This is a genomic window from Halogeometricum sp. CBA1124, from assembly GCF_009741955.1.
GTDB classification, from domain to species: domain Archaea; phylum Halobacteriota; class Halobacteria; order Halobacteriales; family Haloferacaceae; genus Halogeometricum; species Halogeometricum rufum.
This window is the reverse complement of record NZ_WPCD01000028.1, coordinates 1-22541: the sequence shown is the minus strand read 5'-3', so window position 1 is coordinate 22541 and position 22541 is coordinate 1. Positions and strand designations below refer to the sequence as shown.

At 67.0% G+C, this 22541-nt stretch carries 12 protein-coding genes, 2 tRNA genes and 7 pseudogenes; 16 read left to right on the top strand and 5 right to left on the bottom strand.

Features of this window, described 5'->3' with window-relative positions:
* Nucleotides 1–128: 128 nt before the first annotated feature.
* The 3 genes and pseudogenes from GJ632_RS06190 to GJ632_RS06180 all read left to right on the top strand — a co-directional run bounded on the left by GJ632_RS06190 (nucleotide 129) and on the right by GJ632_RS06180 (nucleotide 3425).
* Nucleotides 129–1534: pseudogene (locus GJ632_RS06190) on the top strand (NCS2 family permease).
* A gap of 154 nt (nucleotides 1535–1688) precedes the next feature.
* Nucleotides 1689–3079 (top strand): annotated as a pseudogene (locus GJ632_RS06185) (aryl-sulfate sulfotransferase).
* A 91-nt stretch (nucleotides 3080–3170) separates the two neighbouring features.
* Nucleotides 3171–3425, top strand: coding sequence for a glutathione S-transferase N-terminal domain-containing protein (locus GJ632_RS06180; protein WP_089804329.1), 255 nt, complete (start codon nucleotides 3171–3173; stop codon nucleotides 3423–3425).
* Nucleotides 3426–3489: 64 nt separating this feature from the next.
* Here GJ632_RS06180 and GJ632_RS06175 read toward each other — a convergent pair whose 3' ends face one another.
* Nucleotides 3490–4467 carry a transcriptional regulator gene (locus GJ632_RS06175; protein WP_191452417.1) on the bottom strand — a complete coding sequence of 326 codons (978 nt, stop codon included), beginning with the start codon at nucleotides 4465–4467 and terminating at the stop codon, nucleotides 3490–3492.
* Between the two features lie 159 nt (nucleotides 4468–4626).
* Between GJ632_RS06175 and GJ632_RS06170 the strand changes: the two are divergent.
* Nucleotides 4627–5936 (top strand): annotated as a pseudogene (locus tag GJ632_RS06170) (DUF1743 domain-containing protein).
* A gap of 45 nt (nucleotides 5937–5981) precedes the next feature.
* Here the strand turns inward: GJ632_RS06170 and GJ632_RS06165 are convergent.
* Entirely contained in the window at nucleotides 5982–6452 is a 471-nt protein-coding gene (locus GJ632_RS06165; protein WP_089804336.1) for an Ig domain-containing protein group 1 domain-containing protein, read from the bottom strand.
* A gap of 75 nt (nucleotides 6453–6527) precedes the next feature.
* Between GJ632_RS06165 and GJ632_RS06160 the strand changes: the two are divergent.
* From GJ632_RS06160 to GJ632_RS06150, 3 genes and pseudogenes are all read left to right on the top strand, one after another.
* Nucleotides 6528–7647, top strand: a pseudogene (locus tag GJ632_RS06160) (ATP-binding protein).
* Nucleotides 7648–7669: 22 nt separating this feature from the next.
* Nucleotides 7670–8010: pseudogene (locus GJ632_RS06155) on the top strand (CrcB family protein).
* The gene (locus GJ632_RS06150; protein WP_089804339.1) at nucleotides 8007–8378 is read left to right on the top strand and encodes a CrcB family protein; all 372 of its coding nucleotides are present in this window, start codon (nucleotides 8007–8009) and stop codon (nucleotides 8376–8378) included. Before GJ632_RS06155 ends, GJ632_RS06150 begins: the two are co-directional and overlap by 4 nt.
* A gap of 357 nt (nucleotides 8379–8735) precedes the next feature.
* On the opposite strand, the gene GJ632_RS06145 is transcribed toward GJ632_RS06150, so the two are convergent.
* Together GJ632_RS06145 and GJ632_RS06140 are read right to left on the bottom strand one after the other, a co-directional pair.
* Nucleotides 8736–8808 (bottom strand) — tRNA-Asp (locus GJ632_RS06145).
* 14 nt (nucleotides 8809–8822) lie between these two features.
* Nucleotides 8823–8895: transfer RNA gene (locus tag GJ632_RS06140), tRNA-Asp, on the bottom strand.
* 348 nt (nucleotides 8896–9243) lie between these two features.
* On the opposite strand from GJ632_RS06140, the gene GJ632_RS06135 reads away from it, so the two are divergent.
* The 8 genes from GJ632_RS06135 (at nucleotide 9244) to GJ632_RS06095 (ending at nucleotide 19777) form a co-directional block, all read left to right on the top strand.
* On the top strand, nucleotides 9244–9471 hold the full coding sequence (locus GJ632_RS06135) for a DNA-directed RNA polymerase subunit H (RefSeq protein ID WP_089804341.1): 228 nt from the start codon (nucleotides 9244–9246) through the stop codon (nucleotides 9469–9471).
* A complete protein-coding gene (locus GJ632_RS06130) occupies nucleotides 9468–11039 on the top strand; it encodes a DNA-directed RNA polymerase subunit B'' (protein ID WP_089804342.1) in 1572 nt (523 codons plus the stop codon). Before GJ632_RS06135 ends, GJ632_RS06130 begins: the two co-directional genes overlap by 4 nt.
* A gap of 32 nt (nucleotides 11040–11071) precedes the next feature.
* The gene (gene rpoB / locus GJ632_RS06125) at nucleotides 11072–12874 is read left to right on the top strand and encodes a DNA-directed RNA polymerase subunit B (protein WP_343161053.1); all 1803 of its coding nucleotides are present in this window, start codon (nucleotides 11072–11074) and stop codon (nucleotides 12872–12874) included.
* A gap of 13 nt (nucleotides 12875–12887) precedes the next feature.
* Nucleotides 12888–17069, top strand: coding sequence for a DNA-directed RNA polymerase subunit A' (locus tag GJ632_RS06120; protein ID WP_197427904.1), 4182 nt, complete (start codon nucleotides 12888–12890; stop codon nucleotides 17067–17069).
* A gap of 3 nt (nucleotides 17070–17072) precedes the next feature.
* The gene (locus tag GJ632_RS06110; protein ID WP_191452416.1) at nucleotides 17073–17492 is read left to right on the top strand and encodes a NusA-like transcription termination signal-binding factor; all 420 of its coding nucleotides are present in this window, start codon (nucleotides 17073–17075) and stop codon (nucleotides 17490–17492) included.
* 67 nt (nucleotides 17493–17559) lie between these two features.
* Nucleotides 17560–18555, top strand: coding sequence for a mechanosensitive ion channel family protein (locus GJ632_RS06105; protein WP_191452415.1), 996 nt, complete (start codon nucleotides 17560–17562; stop codon nucleotides 18553–18555).
* Between the two features lie 179 nt (nucleotides 18556–18734).
* Nucleotides 18735–19163 (top strand): 30S ribosomal protein S12, encoded by a 429-nt coding sequence (locus GJ632_RS06100; RefSeq protein WP_008386999.1) that lies wholly within the window; start codon nucleotides 18735–18737, stop codon nucleotides 19161–19163.
* On the top strand, nucleotides 19163–19777 hold the full coding sequence (locus GJ632_RS06095; RefSeq protein WP_089804356.1) for a 30S ribosomal protein S7: 615 nt from the start codon (nucleotides 19163–19165) through the stop codon (nucleotides 19775–19777). The genes GJ632_RS06100 and GJ632_RS06095 overlap by 1 nt, the downstream gene beginning before the upstream one ends.
* Nucleotides 19778–19905: 128 nt before the next feature.
* On the opposite strand, the pseudogene GJ632_RS06090 reads toward GJ632_RS06095, so the two are convergent.
* Nucleotides 19906–20675: pseudogene (locus GJ632_RS06090) on the bottom strand (DUF5781 family protein).
* Nucleotides 20676–20874: 199 nt separating this feature from the next.
* Here GJ632_RS06090 and GJ632_RS06085 point away from each other — a divergent pair.
* A pseudogene (locus GJ632_RS06085) lies at nucleotides 20875–22541 on the top strand (elongation factor EF-2); the annotation flags it as partial.

The following is a 22541-nucleotide window of genomic DNA, read 5'->3' as shown; positions in this document are numbered from 1 at the left end:
ATATTCGTGGTTCGGTTTCGGCTCTCACACCGTCCGATAACGGAATTCTATACACGTACGTGCTCAAAAACCGCCGATTAGATGGTAACGCTTATGTTTGAAATCGTGATTATGCTCAGACGTGCATTATGGGGCTCACTGAGACGCTCGAAGACTACTTCGATGTGCAAGAACACGGGTCGTCCGTCGGGACCGAACTCGTCGCGGGGCTGACGACGTTCCTGACGATGTCCTACATCGTCGTCGTCAACCCGGACATCCTGGCGGCGATTCCGGACGTCAAGCCGGGCATCGCCATCGCGGGCTACTCGCCCGCGGAGGTGCAGTCGATGCTCGCCGTCGTGACCATCCTCGCCGGCGCCGTCGCCACGTTCGTGATGGCCGTCTACGCGAACCGGCCGTTCGCGCAGGCGCCCGGCCTCGGTCTGAACGCCTTCTTCGCCTTCACCGTCGTCGGCGCGTTGGGCGTCCCGTGGCAGACGGCCCTGGCCGCCGTCGTCGTGGAGGGTATCCTGTTCATCGTCCTCACCGTCGTCGGGGCGCGCGAGTACGTCATCAACCTCTTTCCCGAACCGGTGAAGTTCGCCGTCGGGACCGGTATCGGACTGTTCCTCGCCATCATCGGCCTGCAGGCGATGGGACTCGTCGTGGACGACCCCGCGACGCTCATCACGCTCGGGTCCGTCGCGTCGAGTCCGGTCGCCATCCTCTCGGTGGTCGGCCTGTTCGCCACGTTCGTCCTCTACGCCCGCGGGATTCCCGGGTCCATCATCATCGGCATCCTCGGCACCTCCGGGGCGGGGTGGCTCCTGACGACGCTCGGCGTCGTCGCGCCCGATGCCGGACTCGTCGCCGGGTCCGCGAGCACGACGTACGACATCACGCCGCTCGTCGGCGCGTTCGTCTCCGGCCTCGGAAACGTCGAGGCGTTCACGTTCGCGCTCATCGTCTTCACGTTCTTCTTCGTCGACTTCTTCGACACCGCGGGACGCTCGTCGGCGTCTCACAGGTTGCCGGCTTCCTCGACGACGACGGCAACCTCCCCGACATCGACAGACCGCTGATGGCCGACGCCGTCGGCACCACCGTCGGCGGGATGCTCGGCACCTCGACGGTGACGACGTACATCGAGTCCGCCTCGGGCGTCGAGGAGGGCGGCCGGACGGGGCTGACGGCGCTGACCGTCTCCGCCCTGTTCCTCGTCTCCCTCGCGTTCGTCCCCGTCGCGGCCGCGATTCCGCAGTACGCCTCCCACATCGCGCTGGTCGTCATCGGCGTCGTGATGCTCGGGAACGTCGTCGACATCGACTGGAGCGACATCACGAACACCATCCCCGCCGGGATGACCATCCTCGTGATGCCGTTCACCTACTCCATCGCGTACGGCATCGCCGCCGGCATCGTCTCCTACCCCATCGTGAAGGCGGCGGCCGGCGAACTCGACGAGGTGCGACTCGGCCACTGGGCGCTCGCAGTCGCCTTCGTCGTCTACTTCTTCGTCCGCACCAGCGGCTTCATCCAGGCGCAGGTCTGAGACGGCGCCGGTGGGACCGCTCGCTGCTCTCGTTCTCCGCTCGCCGCCGCGTCGTGTCTTCGAACTGTCGTCTCCCATCGGTTGACGCCGAGTCACAGCGCCCGTCGGAGACCGCAAGAGATTCACCTCTCAGACGGGTGACCTCAGAGTAGTGATGGATACGCCCTCCCGAAAGACGGCGTTGCGGGTGGTCGCACTCGTCCTCGTCGTCGCGCTCGTGACGCCGGCGGCGGTGTCAGCGCTCACGTACGACTCGAACGACGAAACGACGCTCACCCGCGGGACGGTCACGAGTCCGGCGAACGGGTCCACTATCGTCAGCGTGCAGGGGTACACCTTCCAAGGTAACACGAACCGGAAGAAGCCGGCGCGCCTCATCTCCGTCGGTGAACGCGGACAGACGCAGTGGGTCCACAACGACTCCGTCGACAAGGGCGCGTGGTTCTTCGACGTGGACCCGATGCCGAACGGCAACCTCCTCGTCTCCTCGCCGCGCGCCGGACAGACCGTCGTCTACGAGTTGAACCCCGAGACGCAGGAACGCGTCTGGCAGAAGCGGTTCAACATCACGGACACGCACGACGTCGACGTGTTGAGCGAGGACGAAATCGTCGTCGCCAACATGCGCGAGTGGAACAGTTCGTCGAAAACCAGCAACGACCGCATCTTCGTCTACAACCGCACCACCGAGGAGGTGACGTGGGAGTGGTACTTCAAGAATCACTACCCGGAGAACACCGACGGCGGCCACAACGCCGACTGGTCGCACGTCAACGACGTCGACCCATCGGCGACGGGAAACTGATGCTCTCGCCGCGGAACTTCGACCAGGTGGTCGTCGTGGACATGGAGACGAAGAACATCACCTACCGCCTCGGGGAAGACGACGACTACTCGGTGATGAACGAACAGCACAACCCCGACTGGATGCTGAGCGACAACGGGACGCCGACGATAATCGTCGCCGACAGCGGGAACAACCGCATCGTCGAGTACGCCCGCGAGAACGGCGAGTGGGTCCGCACGTGGACGGTCGGCCAGAACACGCTCAACTGGCCGCGTGACGCCGACCGCCTGCCGAACGGCAACACGCTGGTCGTGGACACGCTGAACCACCGCGTCGTCGAAATCACGCCGACCGGCGAAGTCGTCTGGGAGTACTACGCCACCTGGGGTCCCTACGACGCCGAACGCGTCGCCCACGGCGACGAGTCCTCGAACGGACCGACCATCCGCGACATGAACGCCAGCGGGAAGTACGCCATCACCGGCAGCGCGAACCTCACCGCCGGGTCCGGCGAGGGCGTCGGCTTCGCCGGACGGATGCGCGCGACGTTCTCGGGGACGGTCCTCGAAGAACCGATGAACGAGTTCGCGACGCGGTGGTCGCACGTCACCCCGTGGCTCCGCCCCGTGTGGATGTCCGGGTGGGACTTCGTCTGGGCCATCACCGCCCTCTTGGTCGGACTCGTCTGGGGCGGAACGGAACTCGTCGCCGGGCGACGGCGCATCGTCACGGCGGTGCAGAGTTACCGGCGCGACTGACCCGCACTCGCCGCCGCCGTCGACCCGCGCTGTGCATCTCCGGCGCACGCGACCACCGGACTCTTTATCGGCCGACTCGTAGTCGCCGCCGATGGCGAATCTCACTCTGTACGAAGTGGACGGCTGTCCCTACTGCGCGAAAGTGAAGAACACGCTCTCGGACCTCGGACTGGAGTACGACTCCGTCACGGTCCCGCGGTCGCACGGCGAGCGGACGGAAGTGAAAGAGATCAGCGGACAGACGGGTGTCCCCGTCCTCGTGGACGAAGCACACGACGTCGAGGGGATGCCCGAGAGCGACGACATCGTGGCGTACCTGGAAGAGACGTACGGGAACGCGAGCTAACGTTTTTGGTCCAGCTTTTGGAGCGAGGGCGTCGCCCGAGCGCTCGCGCTCCCCGACGCGACGGTCAGGCTTCGCTCGGTTCGCCGGCGCGTTCGCGGATGAGGTCCCGAATCACGTCGGGGTCGTCGATGGCGGCGAGTTCGTCACAGCTGACGAGCGCCGTCCCCTCCACGGAGTCGCGCTTCGACTGCTCCTCGGTGAAGTAGACCGACCGCGTGCGCGTCACCTCGCCGAGCGAGGACATGATGCGGGCGCGCTTCTTCGCGCTCCGGGTGAGCGCGGAGTGGCCCGTGAGCATCGGTATCTGGTCCGAGCGTCTGTCGTCGTCCTCGCTGACGGCCTTGAACGGCGCGCGGGCGGTCGGGTGGACGGTGAACCCCGCCCGCGTGAGGATGTGGACGACGTGCTCGTCGTCCGGGTCCGCGTCGGGGTCGTCGGGCGTCGGTTCGGCGTCGCGGACCTCTTCGGCGCCGTCGAGGACGGACACCGGACTGGAGAACGGCTGGTCGAACAGCTCTTCGAGGTGAATCGCGACTTCGATGCTGGCGTTCATGCCGTCCTCGTACTTCGAGACGGTCCGGCGCGAGACGCCGAGTTCGGTCGCCAGTCGGCCGAGACTCCACCCCCGCTCCTGCCGTTCGTCGGCGAGCAAGTCGCCGTCGATGTTGACGTACAGGCCGCCGGGCGCGGCGTAGATGAGCGGCGGTACGTCCTCGATGAACAGGTCCATCGCGGTGTCCGGGTTCATCACCGGGACGCCGTGTCGGAAGTACACCACGCCCGGCTTCAGGTCCTCGTCGCGAGTGCGCAGTCCGACCACGAGCGGCGTCGCCGAGAGGTAGTCGCCGAGACGCCGCATCTCCGCGCCCGTCGCCGCGTCGAACGCGTCGATGTTGCCGAGAACCTTCAGGAGGGTCAGGTCCTCGCCGCGACGGGCGGCGAGGTCGAAGCTCTTGGGCCGGATGGCACAGCGGTCGCTGACGACGAACCCGGCGTCTTCCAGCATCGCTGTGATGTTTCCAACCAGAGCTGACCGAGACATACCGGTAGATAAGCGATTTGAGACATATAGCTGTTTTGGGGCTCTCTCACTCCCCCGTCTCCCGATTAGACTCCGTAGCTACCGACATCGTTATATAGCGCTTGCGCGTCGCGGTAACGACTCGAAAGGGGTTACTCCGCGGGGACGGTACGGGTGGACATGACCGTCGTTGGGCTGGACGACACCGATTCGCGCGAGCGCGGGATGTGCACCACGTACCTCGCGACGCTGGTCGCGGACGCCATCGAGGCGGCCGGCGGCCGCGTCGACCGTCGCCTCCTCGTCCGCCTCAACCCCGCCGTCGAGTACAAGACGCGCGGCAACGCCGCCCTCGCCCTCCACACCGACCTCGACCCCGAAGACGCCCTCGCCCTCGCCGTCGACGAACTCGAACCGTTGGCGGAGACGGACGACCCGCGGACGAGTCCCGGCGTCGTCGTCGCCCCCGGCGACCCCGCGGCGGTGCCGGCCGACGTGTCGTCGTTCACCACCCGCGCGATTCGTTCGCTCGTCGCCACCGACGCGCCGTCGAACTCGCCGAGGCGGCGGGGTACGCCCACCGCGGGTGGGACGGCGGCCGCGGCCGAATCGGGGCGCTCGCGGCCGTCGGCGCGTGGGCCGCCCTCGACGAGTGGACGTACGAGCACATCGCCTACCGCGAGTTCGACCGGTGCGGCACGCCCCGCGACGTGGACCGCGACTCGGTGTTCGACGCGGCGGCCGACCACTACCCGGCGGCGTGGGACACCGTCGACACCGTCGAGGGACAGGCCGTCTGCGTGCCGAACGCGCCCGGTCCGATCCTGCACGGCATCCGCGGCGACGACGCCGACGCGGTGGCGTCGCTGTCGGCCGCCATCGAGTCCGAACCCGTCGAACGGCGCGCGACGTTCCTCACGAACCAGGGGACGGACGTCCACCTCCGCGAGGGGTCGCTAGACGAACTCGAAGCCGACGGCGCGTACCGCGTGGACGGCGTCGTGGCCTCGGACCCGAAGACGAGACGCGGCGGCCACGTCTTCTTCGAACTCGCCCCGCCGGAGGCGAGTGCGGGCGACGGCGGCGACGCCGCGAGCGACGATGCCGACGCCGTCACCTGCGCCGCCTTCGAACCGACGAAGCGCTTCCGCGACCGAGTGCGGGCGCTCCGACCGGGCGACGAACTGACCGTCTGCGGCGAGTTCACCGACGGGACGCTGAAACTGGAGAAGTTCGCGGTTCGCTCGCTGAACCGCACCGAACTGGTGACGCCCACCTGCCCCGACTGCGACCGGACGATGGAGAGTGCGGGACGGAATCAGGGCTATCGGTGCCGCGACTGCGGGACGACGGCCCCCGGCAGAGTCGAAGCCGAGGTGGACCGCGACGTCGAACGCGGGTGGTACGAGGTCCCGCCCTGCGCCCGGCGTCACGTGGCCAAACCGCTGATTCGCGGCGGGTTCGACGCGACGGTCCACCCCGAGCGGTGACGCCTTCGAGTCGCCGTGGAGCGGTCGGCGGCCGGGACGCCGCGACTATCGGGACGCCACGACCAGTATCTCGGTGTTCGCGCGGCGGTCCACGAACTGGCTCCCGGCGGGCGGTTTCACGTCGACGACGAGCGTTCCGTCCTCCTGATTCGAGCGCAGGTCGGGCGCGAGCGTGACCGTCGCAGTCCCGTCTGGCCCCGTCTCGTTCGTCGCCACGCCGTCGATGTCCGCGGTGCCGTCCTTCACGACGACCGTCGCCCCCTCCACCGGGTCGCCGTCGGGGTCGACGACGAGGAGCGAGACGTCCCGTTCGCCGGCCGTCTCGCCGTCGAGCGTCATCACGTCGGGCGTCGGCTTCACGTCGAGTTCGGTGACGGCGAGTCCCTGCACGCCCGAGAGCATGTTCAGCATCACGCTCATCGTCGCCACGCCCACCACGAGGGCGACGACGAGGCGAATCGGGAGTCCCTCTATCGCGCGGTCGTCTGCGGCGAACCGTCGGAGTTCGTCGAGCATGGCGTGGCTGGCCCCGTCTCGGTATATAAATCTCCGGCCGACGGTTCAAGTCCGAAGGCGCGACCAGACCGCGGCATGGAGATGGACGTTCTCGGCCGACGGACCGACGGCGACGAGTCGACGGACGCGGCGACGCTCTCGAAATGCTCCCGTCCGGTCGCCCGCTTCGGACACCACCGCGCCCGCGACGGCAGCGACGGCGCACCTGTCGGAATCGACGTCGACGGTCCGCACGCCGCCCTCGTCGTCGGCAAGCGCGGCTACGGGAAGTCCCACACGCTCGGCGTCCTCGCCGAGGGGGTGGGCCGGGCGTCGGGCGTCGCGCCCGTCGTCCTCGACCCCATGGGCGTCTTCGACGGCCTCGTCGAGTCGGGGACTTCGCGCCCGCGTCGTCCGCACGCCGACCGTCCGGGCCGACGCGATTCCCCCGTCGGCGTGGCCCGAACTCGTCGGCTGCGACCCGGACTCGCCGGTCGGGTCAATGGTGTGGCGGGCCGCGAGCGAGACGGCGACGCTCGCGGCGATGCGCGCGTTCGCCGAAGTCCCCGCCGACTCCGCGAACGTCGCGCCCGAGACGGTGCGTGCGGTGCAGAACCGCCTCCGCCGGGCGGCGTCGTGGGGCGTCTTCGACCCCGACGGACTGACCGCGACGACGCTGTGCGGTCCGGACGTCACCGTCCTCGACTGCGCCGGACTCGACCCCGCGCCGGCGAACGCCGTCGCCTACGCCGTCGCGCGGACGCTGTACGACGCCCGGCGTCCGCGACGCCGTCGCTCGCCTGCCGTGGTTGCTGCTCGACGAGGCGCACGTCTTCTTCGACGGCCTCGCCGCGCCCGCACTCCGGACGATTCTCACGCGGGGCGCGCGCCGGGCGTGTCGCTCGTCGCGGCGACGCAGCGACCCAGCGCGCTCCCCGACGTGGCCCTCTCGCAGGCCGACCTCCGAGTCGTCCACCGACTCACCGCCGGGCCCGACGTGCGGGCGCTGACCGCCGCCGACCCGACGTACCTCTCGACGGGCGTCGGCGACCGACTCCCCTCCCGACCGGGCGACGCGCTCGTCGTGGACGACACGGCCGAAGCCGCGTACGACGTTCGCGTTCGCGGCCGGGACACGCCGCACGGCGGCGACAGCCCCCGAGCGAGCGACGTCGAGGCGCTGGCCGATTCGGCCGGAACCGAAACGGCCGAGTGACCGCGTGAGCGAGGGGGCAGCGATGGAACACAGGTTCGACCCGCTCCTCGTCGCGGCGGGCGGCTTCGTCGGCGCGGTGCTCAGGTACGGCGTCGACGTCGCGGTGCCGGGCGTCGGCGGCACCCTCGCGGTGACGTCCTCGGCAGTTTCGCGCTCGGCGCGCTTCTCGTCGTCGTCCGACGACACCACGTCCGCCTCCTCCTCGGCACGGGCCTGCTCTCCTCCTTTACGACCTACAGCACGTTCGCCGTTCAGACGGCGGCGCTCGGGCCGCGGTGGGGTCTGGTGAACGTCGGCGCGAACTACGCGCTCGGCTTCGCCGCCGCGGTGCTCGGCCTCTCCGTCGGGGGACGGCTCAGATGACCGCTCTCGAACCCTTCGCGGCCCTTCCCGTGCCGGTGCTCGTCGGCCTCGGCGGGACGCTCGGTGCACTCGCCCGGTACGGCGTCGACCGCGCGCTCTCGGGCGGGCGCCGGAGCACCGTCGCGGTGAACGTCCTCGGCAGCGTCGCGCTCGGCGCTCTCGTCGCCTCGCCGACCTCCGCGGCGGCGGTGGCGGTGTTCGGCACGGGGTTTTGCGGCGCGTTCACCACCTTCTCCTCGTTCGCCGTGAGCGTCGCCGAGGACGCGACAGACGGGGAACGAGGGCGAGCGGTACGGTACGCGCTCGGGACGCTCCTCGCCGCGCTTCTCGGCGTCGCCGTCGGCGGCGGACTGGTCGAACTGGTGTGACCGCTCCGGGAACGACGCTTCGCCGAAGGAAGTAGAGTCACAGGACGCCCGGAGCGGGATTTGAACCCCACTCGCACCGCTCACGACGTTCGCGACGCTCGCTGGTTCAAATCCCACTGTATCCGTCAGTAGACTCTATTCGCCGTCCGCTCGGCGACGAGACGCCTCGCTGGAGGAAGTAGAGTCACAGGACCCCGGAGCGGGATTTGAACCCGGCACAGACGTTCCGGGGTGCTCGCTTCGCTGCGCTCCCGGGCGTGCGACTGCTGGTGTTCAAATCCCTTCGTAGTACATTTCGACGCTCACGGATACCGAGCACACGCTACGCGGTGCTCGGAGAGTAGTTCGCGTCAGAAACGCCCGGAGCGGGATTTGAACCCGCGTCACGACCGTGACAGGGTCGTATGATGGGCCACTACACCATCCGGGCACGCAGAGAGCTAGCGCCCGGAGCGGGATTTGAACCCGCGTCACGACCGTGACAGGGTCGTATGATGGGCCACTACACCATCCGGGCTTGCTCTACTCCTCCGTAACGCGGTTCACTAATTAAGACTTATCATCTGGAACCCGCGTGGTAGCGACTCCCGCGTCACTCGCCCCCGCCGACTGACCGGATGGGAACCTCGTCTCTTCGGCGACACGTGCCGACGTACGAGGCGTCTCCCGATGCTGCGCGAGCGAGTTCACGACCTGCAGTCGCCGGAAGGCATTTATTCGATTCTTGCGTTGTTCACGGCAACGCGAGTGCTGGGGGTACTCGTGACGAAGAGCGGCGCTTCTCGAACCCAGTTGGCAAGCGTTAAATGGGTCGCTTCCGAATTAGCCTGTAGTATCTCGTGAGAACTTCTTCCCCCACCCATACATGGTAGACGTAAGCCAACACAAGCTCGTTCCAGAGCACATCCTCCTCGAGGAAGAGGAGGTACAGGAGATGCTGGACGAGTACGACGTCAAGCGCACGAACCTTCCGAAGATCAAGCGAACCGACCCGGCGGCGCCCGACGACGCGGAACTGGGCGACGTCGTCAAAATCGTCCGTGACTCCCGGACCACGGACACAGCGGTCACATACCGACTGGTGATCGAATGAACCGACAGGACCGACGCGCGGTATCACGACAGTACTTCTCACAGGAACGGCTCGCAGAACACCACTTCCGTTCGTTCAACAACTTCCTCGAACGGGGCATGCAGGAGGTCGTCAGCGAGAAGGCGACCATCGACACGGACATCGGCGACAAGGAGGGCGAGGAACCCGTCTTCGTCGAACTCGGTGACATCCGCGTCGAGACCCCCCGCGTCCGCGAGGCCGACGGCTCCGAGGAACTCCTGTTCCCGCAGGAGGCCCGCCTGCGCAACATCACCTACGCCGCCCCCGTGTTCATGGAGATGTCCATCGTCCGCGGCGGTGAGGAGGAGGAAGAGGTCGTCGTCGACACGACCGAGACCAAGGTGGGTCGGATGCCCATCATGGTCGGCTCCACGAAGTGCAACATCGCGGGGCTCACCGACGAGGAACTCGTCGAAATCGGCGAGGACCCCGTCGACCCCGGCGGCTACTTCATCGTCAACGGCTCCGAGCGGGTGCTGATGACCTCCGAGGACCTGGCGCCGAACAAGATTCTCGCCGAGTACGACACGAAGTACGGCGACGAGATTCAGGTGGCGAAGACGTTCTCCCAGCGCCGCGGCTACCGAGCGCTCGTCCTCTGTGAACGGAACCGCGAGGGCATCCTCGAGGTGTCGTTCCCCTCGGTCTCCGGAAGCGTCGAGTTCGTCACGCTCGTGCGCGCACTCGGGTTGGAGTCCGACGAGGAGATCGTCCACCGCGTCTCCGACGACCCCGAAATCGTCAAGTACATGCTGGAGAACCTCGAGGAAGCCGAGGTTCAGACCGAAGCCGAGGCCATCGAGAGCCTCGGCAAGCGCGTCGCCAGCGGGCAGGGCAAGAACTACCAGCTGAAACGCGCGAACTACGTCATCGACCGCTACCTCCTCCCGCACCTCCACGAGGACGGCGTCGAGGAGGAAGACGTCCGCATCAACAAGGCGTTCTACCTCTGCCGGATGGCCGAGGCGTGTTTCGAACTCGCGCTGGAACGCCGCGACTCCGACGACAAGGACCACTACGCCAACAAACGCCTGAAGGTGTCCGGCGACCTGATGAAGGACCTGTTCCGGACGGCGCTGAACAAGCTGGCCCGCGACGTGAAGTACCAGCTCGAACGCGCGAACATGCGTAACCGGCAACTGACGGTCAACACCGTCGTCCGTTCGGACGTGCTGACCGAACGCCTCGAACACCCCATCGCCACCGGGAACTGGGTCGGCGGACGCTCGGGCGTCTCCCAACTCGTCGACCGGACCGACTACATGGGCGTGCTGTCCCACCTGCGCCGTCTCCGCAGTCCGCTCTCGCGGAGTCAGCCGCACTTCGAGGCCCGCGACCTGCACGCGACCCAGTGGGGTCGCATCTGCCCCTCCGAGACGCCGGAGGGGCCGAACTGCGGGCTCGTGAAGAACTTCGCGCAGGCGATGGAGCTGTCGCAGAACATCGAGGACGAACAGGGACTCAAACGAGAACTGGCGTCGATGGGCGTCGAAGGCATCCCCGGCATCGAGGGCCCCGACCCCACGAACACGCCCGCGGACGACTAAACAATGGCTCAGACTCAGCAACGCGAAGCAAGGTGTACGTCAACGGAAGTCTGGTCGGGACGCACCCTGACCCCGAACAGCTCGCCGAACAGATCCGGGAGGCGCGTCGCCGCGGCGACGTGAGCGCGATGGTGAACGTCTCCGTCAAGGAGCGCACCCGCGAGGTCATCATCAACGCCGACGCGGGCCGCGCCCGCCGCCCCCTCATCGTCGTCGAGGACGGCGAACCGCTCCTCTCCGACGAGGAGATTTCGGCCGTCAAGAACGACGAACTCGACTTCGAGGACCTCATCGACCGCGGGTACATCGAGTTCATCGACGCCGAGGAGGAGGAGGACATCTACGTCGCCGTCGACGAGGACGACCTGAACGAGGACCACACGCACCTCGAAATCGACCCGCAACTCATCTTCGGCATCGGCGCCGGGATGATTCCGTACCCCGAGCACAACGCGTCGCCGCGCATCACCATGGGCGCGGGGATGATGAAGCAGTCGCTCGGCCTGCCGTCGGCGAACTACCGCATCCGCCCCGACACGCGTCAGCACCTCCTGCACTACCCGCAGTTGTCGATGGTGAAGACGCAGACGACCGAACAGATCGGCTTCGACGAGCGCCCGGCGGCGCAGAACTTCACCGTCGCCGTGATGTCCTACGAGGGGTTCAACATCGAGGACGCACTCGTCATGAACAAGGGGTCCGTGGACCGCGCGATGGCGCGGTCGCACTTCTTCCGCACCTACGAGGGTGAGGAACGCCGCTACCCCGGCGGACAGGAGGACCGCTTCGAGGTCCCGAGTCAGGACGTGCGCGGTGCGCGCGGGGAAGACGCGTACACCCACCTCGACGAGGACGGCCTGGTCAACCCCGAGACGGTGGTCGACGAGAACTCCGTCCTCCTCGGCAAGACGTCGCCGCCCCGGTTCCTCGAAGAGCCCGACGACATGGGCGGGCTCTCGCCGCAGAAGCGCCGCGAGACGTCCGTCACGATGCGCTCGGGCGAGAACGGCGTCGTGGACACGGTGACGCTGATGGAGGGCGAAGACGGCTCCAAACTGGCGAAGGTGTCCGTCCGCGACCAGCGCATCCCCGAACTCGGGGACAAGTTCGCGTCCCGACACGGTCAGAAGGGCGTCGTCGGCCACCTCGCGCCGCAGGAGGACATGCCGTTCACCTCGGACGGCGTGGTGCCGGACCTCGTCCTCAACCCGCACGCCCTGCCGTCGCGCATGACGGTCGGCCACGTGCTGGAGATGCTCGGCGGGAAGGTCGGTGCGCTCGAAGGCCGCCGCGTGGACGGCACCGCCTTCCAGGGCGAAGACGAGGAGGAACTCCGGAGCGCGCTGGAGGAGCACGGCTTCAAGTCCTCCGGGAAGGAGGTCATGTACTCCGGCGTCACCGGCGAGAAGATCGAGGCCGAGATATTCGTCGGCATCATCTTCTACCACAAGCTGTACCACATGGTGAGCAACAAGCTGCACGCCCGTTCGCGCGGGCCGGTGCAGGTGCTCACCCGCCAACCGACCGAGGGTCGCGCCCGCGAGGGTGGGCTCCGCCTCGGGGAGATGGAGCGCGACACCGTCATCGGGCACGGCGCCGCGATGGTCCTGCAGGAACGCCTGCTCGACTCCTCCGACAAGGAGGAGGTGTACGTCTCCGCGGACACCGGGATGGTCGCCGTCGAGGACCGCGACCAGCGCCGCATCTACGACCCGGTCACCGGCGACGAGGACAACATCCACGAGATTGAGATCAGCTACGCGTTCAAACTGCTGTTGGACGAGATGATCGCACTCGGCATCCGACCGCGCCTGAACCTCGACGACGCAGTCTAACACAACAATGTCAATGCAGACACCCAAAGAGATCGGGGCCATCCAGTTCGGGCTGATGGACCCGGAGACGTACCGTGACATGTCCGCCACGAAGGTCATCACCGCGGACACCTACGACGACGACGGCTACCCCATCGACATGGGGCTGATGGACCCCCGTCTCGGCGTCATCGACCCCGGGCTGGAGTGTCGGACCTGCGGGTCTCACTCCGGGTCGTGTAACGGCCACTTCGGCCACATCGAACTGGCCGCGCCCGTCATCCACGTCGGCTTCACGAAGCTCATCCGCCGACTCCTCCGCTCGACGTGCCGCGACTGCGGCCGTCTCTCCCTCACGGACGAGGAGGCCGAGGAGTTCCGCGACAGCCTCCAGCGAACCGAGGAACTCGGCGAGGACTGGACGGACGTGCTGAAGTCCGCCGTCCGGCAGGCCCGGAAGGCCAAGCGCTGCCCGCACTGCGGCGCGCCCCAGCACGACATCAAACACGAGAAGCCGACCACGTACTACGAGGTGCAGGACGTGCTCGCGGGCGACTTCTCCGAGCGCATCGCCTCGGCGATGCAGCCCGACGAGGACGACGAGGACGACACGGGGATGGCCCCCTCGCAACTCGCCGACGAGACGGGCATCGCCCTCCAGCGCGTCAACGAGATTCTCTCCGGCGAGTTCCGACCGGTCGGCGACGACCGGAAGAAGCTGGAGAAGGCGCTCGACGTGGACCTCACGGAGGAGGACATGAACAAGCTGATGCCCTCGGACATCCGCGACTGGTTCGAGGACATCCCGGACGACGACATCGTCACGCTCGGCATCGACCCCTCGCGGGCGCGCCCCGAGTGGATGATTCTGACCGTCCTCCCCGTCCCGCCGGTGACCGCTCGGCCGTCCATCACGCTGGACAACGGCCAGCGTTCCGAGGACGACCTGACGCACAAACTCGTCGACATCATCCGAATCAACCAGCGGTTCATGGAGAACCGCGAGGCGGGCGCTCCGCAACTCATCATCGAGGACCTGTGGGAACTGCTGCAGTACCACGTGACGACGTTCATCGACAACGAGATTTCGGGCACGCCGCCCGCACGCCACCGCTCCGGGCGTCCGCTGAAGACGCTCAGCCAGCGCCTGAAGGGCAAGGAGGGTCGCTTCCGCGGGTCGCTGTCCGGGAAGCGCGTGAACTTCTCCGCGCGGACCGTCATCTCGCCGGACCCGACGCTCTCGCTGAACGAAGTCGGCGTCCCCGAACGCGTCGCCCGCGAGATGACGCAGACGATGAACGTGACCGAACGGAACCTCGAACAGGCCCAGCAGTACGTCCGCAACGGGCCCGAGGGCCACCCCGGCGCGAACTACGTCAAGCGACCCGACGGCCGCCGGCTGAAGGTGACCGAGAAGAACTGCGAGGAACTCGCGGAGAAGGTGCAGGCCGGTTGGGAGGTCAACCGACACCTCATCGACGGCGACATCGTCATCTTCAACCGCCAGCCGTCGCTGCACCGGATGTCCATCATGGCCCACGAGGTGGTCGTGATGCCGTACAAGACGTTCCGACTGAACACCGTCGTCTGTCCCCCGTACAACGCCGACTTCGACGGGGACGAGATGAACATGCACGCCCTCCAGACGGAGGAGGCTCGCGCCGAGGCGCGCGTCCTCATGCGCGTCCAGGAGCAGATTCTCAGCCCACGCTTCGGAGAGAACATCATCGGCGCGATTCAGGACCACATCTCCGGGACGTACCTGCTGACGAACGGCAACCCCCACTTCACGGAGACGCAGGCGCTGGACCTGCTCCGCGCGACGAGCATCGACACGCTCCCCGAACCCGCGGGCGAACGCGAGGACGGCCGGCCGTACTGGACGGGGCAGCAACTGTTCAGCGAACTGCTGCCGGACGACCTGAACCTCGAGTTCACCTCCTCGACGGGCGACGCCGTCGTCATCGAGGACGGTCAGCTGATCGAGGGGACCATCGACGAGGACGCCGTCGGCGCGTTCGGCGGCGAAGTCGTGGACACGCTTGCGAAGATGTACTCGAAGACCCGCGCCCGCGTGTTCATCAACGAAGTCGCCTCGCTGGCGATGCGCGCCATCATGCACTTCGGGTTCTCCATCGGTATCGACGACGAGTCGATTCCGGCGGAGGCCGGCGAGCAGGTGGACGAGGCCATCGGTAGCGCCTACGAACGCGTCGAGGAACTCATCGACATCTACGAGGCGGGCGAACTGGAGTCGCTGCCGGGCCGCACCGTCGACGAGACGCTGGAGATGAAGATCATGCAGCAACTCGGCAAGGCGCGTGACTCCGCCGGCGAAATCGCCGACGACCACTTCACCGACGACAACCCGGCCGTCGTCATGGCCCGCTCCGGTGCGCGTGGGTCGATGCTGAACCTCACGCAGATGGCCGGCTGCGTCGGCCAGCAGGCAGTTCGCGGCGAGCGAATCAACCGCGGGTACGAGGGGCGCACGCTCAGCCACTACCAGAAGGGTGACCTCTCGGCCGACGCGCACGGCTTCGTGGAGAACAGTTACCGCGGTGGCCTGACGCCGCGGGAGTTCTTCTTCCACGCGATGGGTGGCCGCGAGGGCCTCGTGGACACGGCAGTCCGGACGTCGAAGTCCGGCTACCTGCAGCGGCGTCTCATCAACGCGCTCTCCGAACTGGAGGCGCAGTACGACGGCACCGTCCGCGACACCTCGGGCACCATCGTCCAGTTCGAGTTCGGCGAGGACGGCACCTCGCCCGTGAAAGTCTCCTCCAGCGACACGGACGGCATCGACGTGGAGAACATCGCCGACCGCGTCGTGGACGCCGAGTTCAACTCCGCCGAGGAGAAAGAGCGCTTCCTCGGACGCCGCGAACCGCCGACGAACCTCTCCGAGTACGCCGGTCCCGGCCTCGACAAGGCGCAGGCACGGAGGTCCAATCCGATGACTGAGTACGAACACGTGACGGACGACATCGAAGCGCTCGTCGAGGACCGCGACATCCCTCGACGACTGAAGATAGAGATCTACGAGACCATCGAGGCGCGTGAGGGCGTCCCGGCCGCACAGGCCGACGAGATAGCGCAAGCCGTCGAGGCGCGCTACCTCGACACCCGCGTGGACCCGCTGGACCCCGTCGGCACCGTCTCCGCGCAGTCCATCGGGGAGCCGGGGACGCAGATGACGATGAACACGTTCCACTACGCGGGCGTCGCCGAGATCGACGTGACGCAGGGGCTCCCCCGCCTCATCGAACTGGTGGACGCGCGGAAGACGCCGGACACGCCGATGATGACGGTGTTCCTCGAGGGCGAGTACGCCACCGAACGCGAACGTGCCCACGAGGTCGTCTGGTCGATGGAGGCGACGAAGATTCTCGCACTCGGCGACGTATCGACGAACGTCGCCGACATGGTCGTCCGCATCGACCTGAACGAGGACACCCTGATGGAGCGGTGGCCCACGGTGAACGACGTGGACACCGTCGCACAGGAGATCGCAGAGACCATCGAGGACGCTCTCGGCGTGACGACGCAGCGCTCGGGCACCGTCGTCGAGTTCGGTCCCGAGTCGCCGAGTTACCGGCGTCTCCTCCAGTTGGTCGAGGAACTCCGCGACATCGTCTTCAAGGGCATCGAGGACATCACGCGCGTCGTCATCCGGAAGGAGGAGAACGAGGACACCGACGAGGAGGAGTTCGTCCTCTACACCGAGGGATCGGCGTTCGGCGACGTGCTCTCCATCGAGGGCGTGGACGCCTCGCGCACGACGAGTAACAACATCCACGAGATTCACCGCAACCTCGGCATCGAGGCGGCGCGGGAGGCCATCATCGACGAGACGATGAACACGCTCCGCGAACAGGGTCTCGACGACGTGAACGTCCGGCACCTGATGCTCGTCGCAGACATCATGACGAACCGCGGCGAGATAGAGTCCATCGGCCGCCACGGCATCTCGGGGTCGAAGGACTCCGTCCTCGCCCGTGCGGCGTTCGAGGTGACGGTCAACCACCTGCTCGACGCCGCCATCCACGGCGAGGAGGACGACCTGGACGGCGTCATCGAGAACGTCATCGTCGGCAAGCCCATCTCCATCGGGACCGGCGACGTGGACCTCCGGATGGGGTCCATCGAGGCGTCGAGCGACGCCGACGTCGACGTCGAGACGGACGCGGCCGCACCCGAACCCTCCGACGACTGACGCATGACTGTCACGCTGTCGGACACGGCACGGCGCTACATCGCCCTCTTCGAGGACGAGACCGAGGCGGTCGCTCGCGACTGCCTCGTGTTCGACGACCGCGTGGTCATCCTCGTCGCCGCCGGGCAGATGGGACAGGCCATCGGTCCGCGCGGACAGCACGTCCACGCCGTCGAGGAGAAACTCGGTCGGTCGGTCGAACTCGTCGAGAACGCCGACACCGCGGAGGCGTTCGTCGAGAGCATGCTCGCACCCGCCGCCGTCCGCCACGTGACCATCTCCGAACAGGACGACTGCGTGGCCTACGTCGAAGTCGCGAGCGAAGACCGCGGCGTGGCCATCGGCAAGGAGGGCCGGAACATCGAGACGGCCCGGACGCTCGCCGAACGACACTACGGCGTGGACGACATCCAGTTGACGTAGCCGTCGGCCGCCGGCGACGCCGTCGCCGGGCACACGCTTTTGTGGTCCGCCGTCCCCCTTCTGAGACATGTCGCAGTCGGTCGCGTTCGTGCGCCTCGCGGGCCGGTTCCAACAGACGACGCCGTCGGCCCCCGAGGAGATCGTCGATACCTACGAGCAACTCGCCGGCACCGCCGTCGGGTTCGTCCTCGGCGCGGCGGTGGTGTACACGGTCGGCCGCCTGTTGATAGTTCCCGGCGTGGTCCGCGTCGTCGGGTCGCGGAACCGCAACAACCCCACGCTCGTCTCGGCGGTGGAGACGTACGCGCACCTCTCGGTGGTCTTGCTCGCGGCGGTCGTGGGCGTCATCAGCGCGGGATACGGCAGCGTCTTTACGAATACCGCACTCGTCATCGCCGCGCTGACGGTGGTGTTCGGCGTCGCCGGGCAGGAGGTCATCGGCTCTCTGATAAGCGGGATGTTCCTCGTCTCCGACCCCGACTTCAACGTCGGCGACTGGATATCGTGGCCCGGCGGCGAGGGCGTCGTCGAGGCGGTGGACTTCCGCGTCACCCGCGTCCGGACGCTCAACAACGAGACCATCACCGTCCCGAACACGGAACTGACGACGAACACGCTGAACCGGCCGTACGGGCGCGACCAGTACCGCAACGTCGAACGACTGTTCGTCGCCTACGACGACGACGTCGAACTGGCCCTCAAGGAACTCGTCGACGTCGCTCGGACCGACGACCGAATTCTGGCGGACCCCCCGCCGAACTCCCGCATCGTGGAACTCGGCGGGACGGCCATCACCCTCCGGGCGGAGTTCTGGGTCGCGGACCCGATGGACCTCGACCTGGTGGACATCCGCTCGTCGTTCAGGCGGCGGGTGAAGGCCCGGTTCGACGAGGTGGGACTGACGCTCGGGCCGCCCTCGACGCACGAGATGAGCGGCGAACTCGACGTCGGCCTGCCGGACGGCCGGCGGGCCGAACACGGGTCAGACGGGGAGGGGACGGACGCCGACGCGCCTGCGGGCGGTCCGTTCGTCCCCGACGCGACGGACGAGGACGGCCGCTGACTCCCCGGAGCGACCGATTCTCTGCGGCGTTCAGTCGCTCTTCGTCTCGGAGCGGCCGTAACTCCAGCACCGAAACCGCCTCAGAATCGTCCTTAGGGGGTGCTAATCGAACCTGCGGCCGTCTCGCCGAGATTCGAAAAGGGAGGCTTAAGTAGCTCCGTCGGGAAGTCCGTGTTACTATGGCGAACGGCAAATACGCCGCGCGCAAACTCAAACAGGACCGGCAGAAGCGACGCTGGTCCGACTCCGAGTACGCGCGCCGCGAACGCGGTCTTCGCAAGAAGTCCGACCCGCTCGAAGGCGCACCGCAGGCACGCGGTATCGTCCTCGAGAAGGTCGGTATCGAGGCAAAGCAGCCGAACTCGGCCATCCGAAAGTGCGTCCGTGTTCAGCTCATCAAGAACGGGAAGCAGGTCACTGCGTTCTGTCCCGGCGACGGCGCCATCTCGTTCATCGACGAACACGACGAAGTCACCATCGCCGGCATCGGCGGGGCGAAGGGTCGTGCGATGGGCGACCTCTCGGGTGTCAACTACAAGGTCGAGAAGGTCAACGGCGTGTCGATGATCGAACTGGTCCGCGGAAACGCTGAGAAGCCGGTGCGATAATGTCGGAGAGCGACCAACCCGAGCCGGAGTCGCCGGCCGACTCCGAGGAGGCCTCGGCGAACGCACAGCTGTTCGGCGTCTGGGAAATCGTCGAGATCGAGTACGCAGACCCCTCGACGCAGCGGTACATCAACGTGACGCCCATCGCGCACACGATGGGCCGCCACGCGTCGAAGCAGTTCAAGAAGTCCGAGATCAGCATCGTCGAGCGACTCGTCAACCGCCTCATGCAGTCCGAGGACAACACGGGTCACAAGCAGAAGACGATGAAGATCGTGAAGGAGGCGTTCGAACTCGTCCACGAGCGGACGGACGAGAACCCGATTCAGGTGCTCGTCACCGCCGTCGAGAACGCCGCGCCCCGCGAGGAGACCGTCCGCCTCAAGTACGGGGGCATCTCCGTCCCGCAGGCCGTCGACGTCGCGCCTCAGCGTCGCGTCGACCAGGCGCTGAAGTTCATCGCCGACGGCACCGCGAGCGGTTCCTACAAGTCGACGACGAGCGCCGCCGAGTCGCTCGCCCAGCAACTCGTCGGCGCGTCGAACTACGACGTGCAGACGTACGCGATCAGCCAGAAAGAAGAGCGCGAACGCGTCGCGGAAGCGGCCCGGTAGTCGCGCAGTCTCTCTCCCTCTCTCCGTTCTCGACCGCGTAGCGGTGCCGCCGTTCGTCCGCGGCGAGCGTTCGTTTCGGCGAGCCGTTCGGTCCCCTCTCCACCGGTCGGTTTCCTCCCCTCGTTCGTTCAGTCGGCCGCCGCCGGCCCGCCGCGTTCGGTCGTCTCGACGGCGTACGCCCGGGTCACGTCGACGAGCGCCTTCCGGTAGTCGCTCTCGGTGGGGTCCGCCGCCAGCGACCGGAAGCGCTCTTTGACGCGGGGAGTTCGACGCTCGGCGCGTCGTCGGCGGCGGCGTGGGCCAGGTCGTAGATGCGGTGGTCCGGGTCGACCAGGTCGTGCCGTTCGACGAGTGCGAGGGCGAACGCGGCGTTCACGGCGGTTATCTCCGGGTCGGCGTTCGCGGTGACGAGGCGGGAGTCCGGCCACGGCGAGGGCCCCGGGTTGGCGGCGACGGCCCGCGCCAACTCCGATTCGAGGAAGTGGACGAGTTTCTCCGTCGGCCCCAGCGAGAGGGTGATGTCGTCGGCGTAGATGTCCTTCATGTGGTTCGCGATCTGGTAGCAGTGCGCCAGCTTCCGCCGTTCGACCGACCGCCCCGAGAGCGCGAGGTAGAGCGCTTCCTCCGTCGACTGCACGTGCGAGGCGTGGCGCTCCTCGTTACGGACCATGTGCGAGAGTTCGTGCAGGACGAGTTCGCGACCCATCGCGCTCGTGGCGGCCTGTCGGGAGATGTTCAGTTCGTGTCTGTCGTCGTAGTGTGCGGCCCAGGTCCGTTCGTCGGGGTCGTCGCGGACGCTGACGTGGACGGGTCGGTCGAGGTCGTACTCCGTCTCGAACAGGTCGGCGGCGCTGAGAAACGGGTCCGTCGGCGCGGACCCGAGCACTCGGAGATCCATGCGTACAGTTACCATAGTCCGCGCAACAAAGACTCTTGTGCCGAGTGACGGGTCTGCCGGCTTCGCCAGCCGTGCGGTCCCGTCCGAGCGCGATTGTGTCAAAAAGGGACATACCACGCCGAGAACGGCGCGTACGCGGCCGTTTCGCCACCGGCAAAACACTACCCTTTTGACCCTCCTGCCGGTACGGGTCTGTATAATGGGCCGACGCAAGAAAATCGTCCAGGAATGTGAGAAGTTGATGGACAAGCCGGAGCAGATCCGGAACATCGCCATCGCTGCTCACGTCGATCACGGAAAGACGACACTCACCGACAACCTCCTCGCCGGTGCGGGGATGATCGCCGACGAGGGTGAGGCGACGCGCCTCATGATGGACACCGAGGAAGACGAGCAGGAACGCGGTATCACCATCGACGCGGCGAACGTCTCGATGACGCACGAGTACAACGACCGGAACCACCTCATCAACCTCATCGACACGCCGGGCCACGTCGACTTCGGTGGCGACGTGACGCGTGCGATGCGCGCCGTCGACGGTGCACTCGTCGTCGTCGACGCCGTCGAGGGCGCGATGCCGCAGACCGAGACGGTCGTCCGGCAGGCGCTCCGCGAGGGCGTCAAGCCCGCGCTGTTCATCAACAAGGTCGACCGCCTCATCTCGGAACTGCAGGAGGGTCCCGAGGAGATGCAGCAGCGCCTCACCGACGTCATCGGCGACGTCAACGAACTCATCCGCGGGATGACGCAGGACATGGACGACGTGGACGACTGGACCGTCTCCGTCGAGGACGGCACCGTCGCCTTCGGGTCCGCCCTCTACAAGTGGGGCGTCTCGCTCCCGTCGATGCAGGAGACGGGTATGTCGTTCGGCGACATCATCGAACTCGAACAGGACGGCAAGCGGCAGGAACTCCACGAGCGGACGCCCCTGTCAGACGTCGTCCTCGACATGGTCGCCGAGCACTTCCCCAACCCGCTGGAAGCCCAGCCCCGTCGTATCCCGCGCGTCTGGCGTGGTGACGACCAGACCGAACTCGCAAAGCAGATGCGCGAAGTGGACGACGACGGCGAAGTCGTCTTCATGGCGACCGACATCGGGATGGACCCGCACGCGGGCGAAATCGCGACCGGTCGCGTCTTCTCGGGCACCATCAAGAAGGGACAGGAGCTGTACGTCTCCGGGACCGCGGGCAAGAACCGCGTCCAGTCCGTCGGTATCTTCATGGGCGGCGAACGCGAGGAACTCGACCGCGGTGTCCCCGCGGGGAACATCGCGGCCGTCACGGGCCTCCGCGACGCCATCGCCGGTTCCACCGTCTCCTCCGTCGAGATGACGCCGTTCGAGTCCATCGAGCACATCTCCGAGCCCGTCATCACGAAGTCCGTCGAGGCGAAGAACATGGACGACCTGCCGAAGCTCATCCAGACGCTCCAGCAGGTCGCCAAGGAGGACCCCACCATCCGCGTCGAGATTAACGAGGACACGGGCGAGCACCTCATCAGCGGGCAGGGCGAACTCCACCTCGAGGTCATCACCCAGCGCATCCAGAAGAACCAGGGCATCCCGGTCGTGACGGGCGAACCCATCGTCGTCTACCGCGAGGCGGCGCAGAACGCCTCCCGCGAGGTCGAGGGCGTCTCGCCGAACCGCCACAACAAGTTCTACATCACGGTCGAACCCCTCTCGCAGGACATCGTCGACCAGATCAAGCTCGGCGAAGTCTCGATGGACATGCCCGAACTGGAGCGCCGCGAGGCGCTGCAGGAGGCCGGCATGGACAAGGACACCTCCCAGAACGCGAGCACATCCACGGGACGAACCATCCTCATCGAGACACGAAGGGTATCCAGCACCTGAACGAG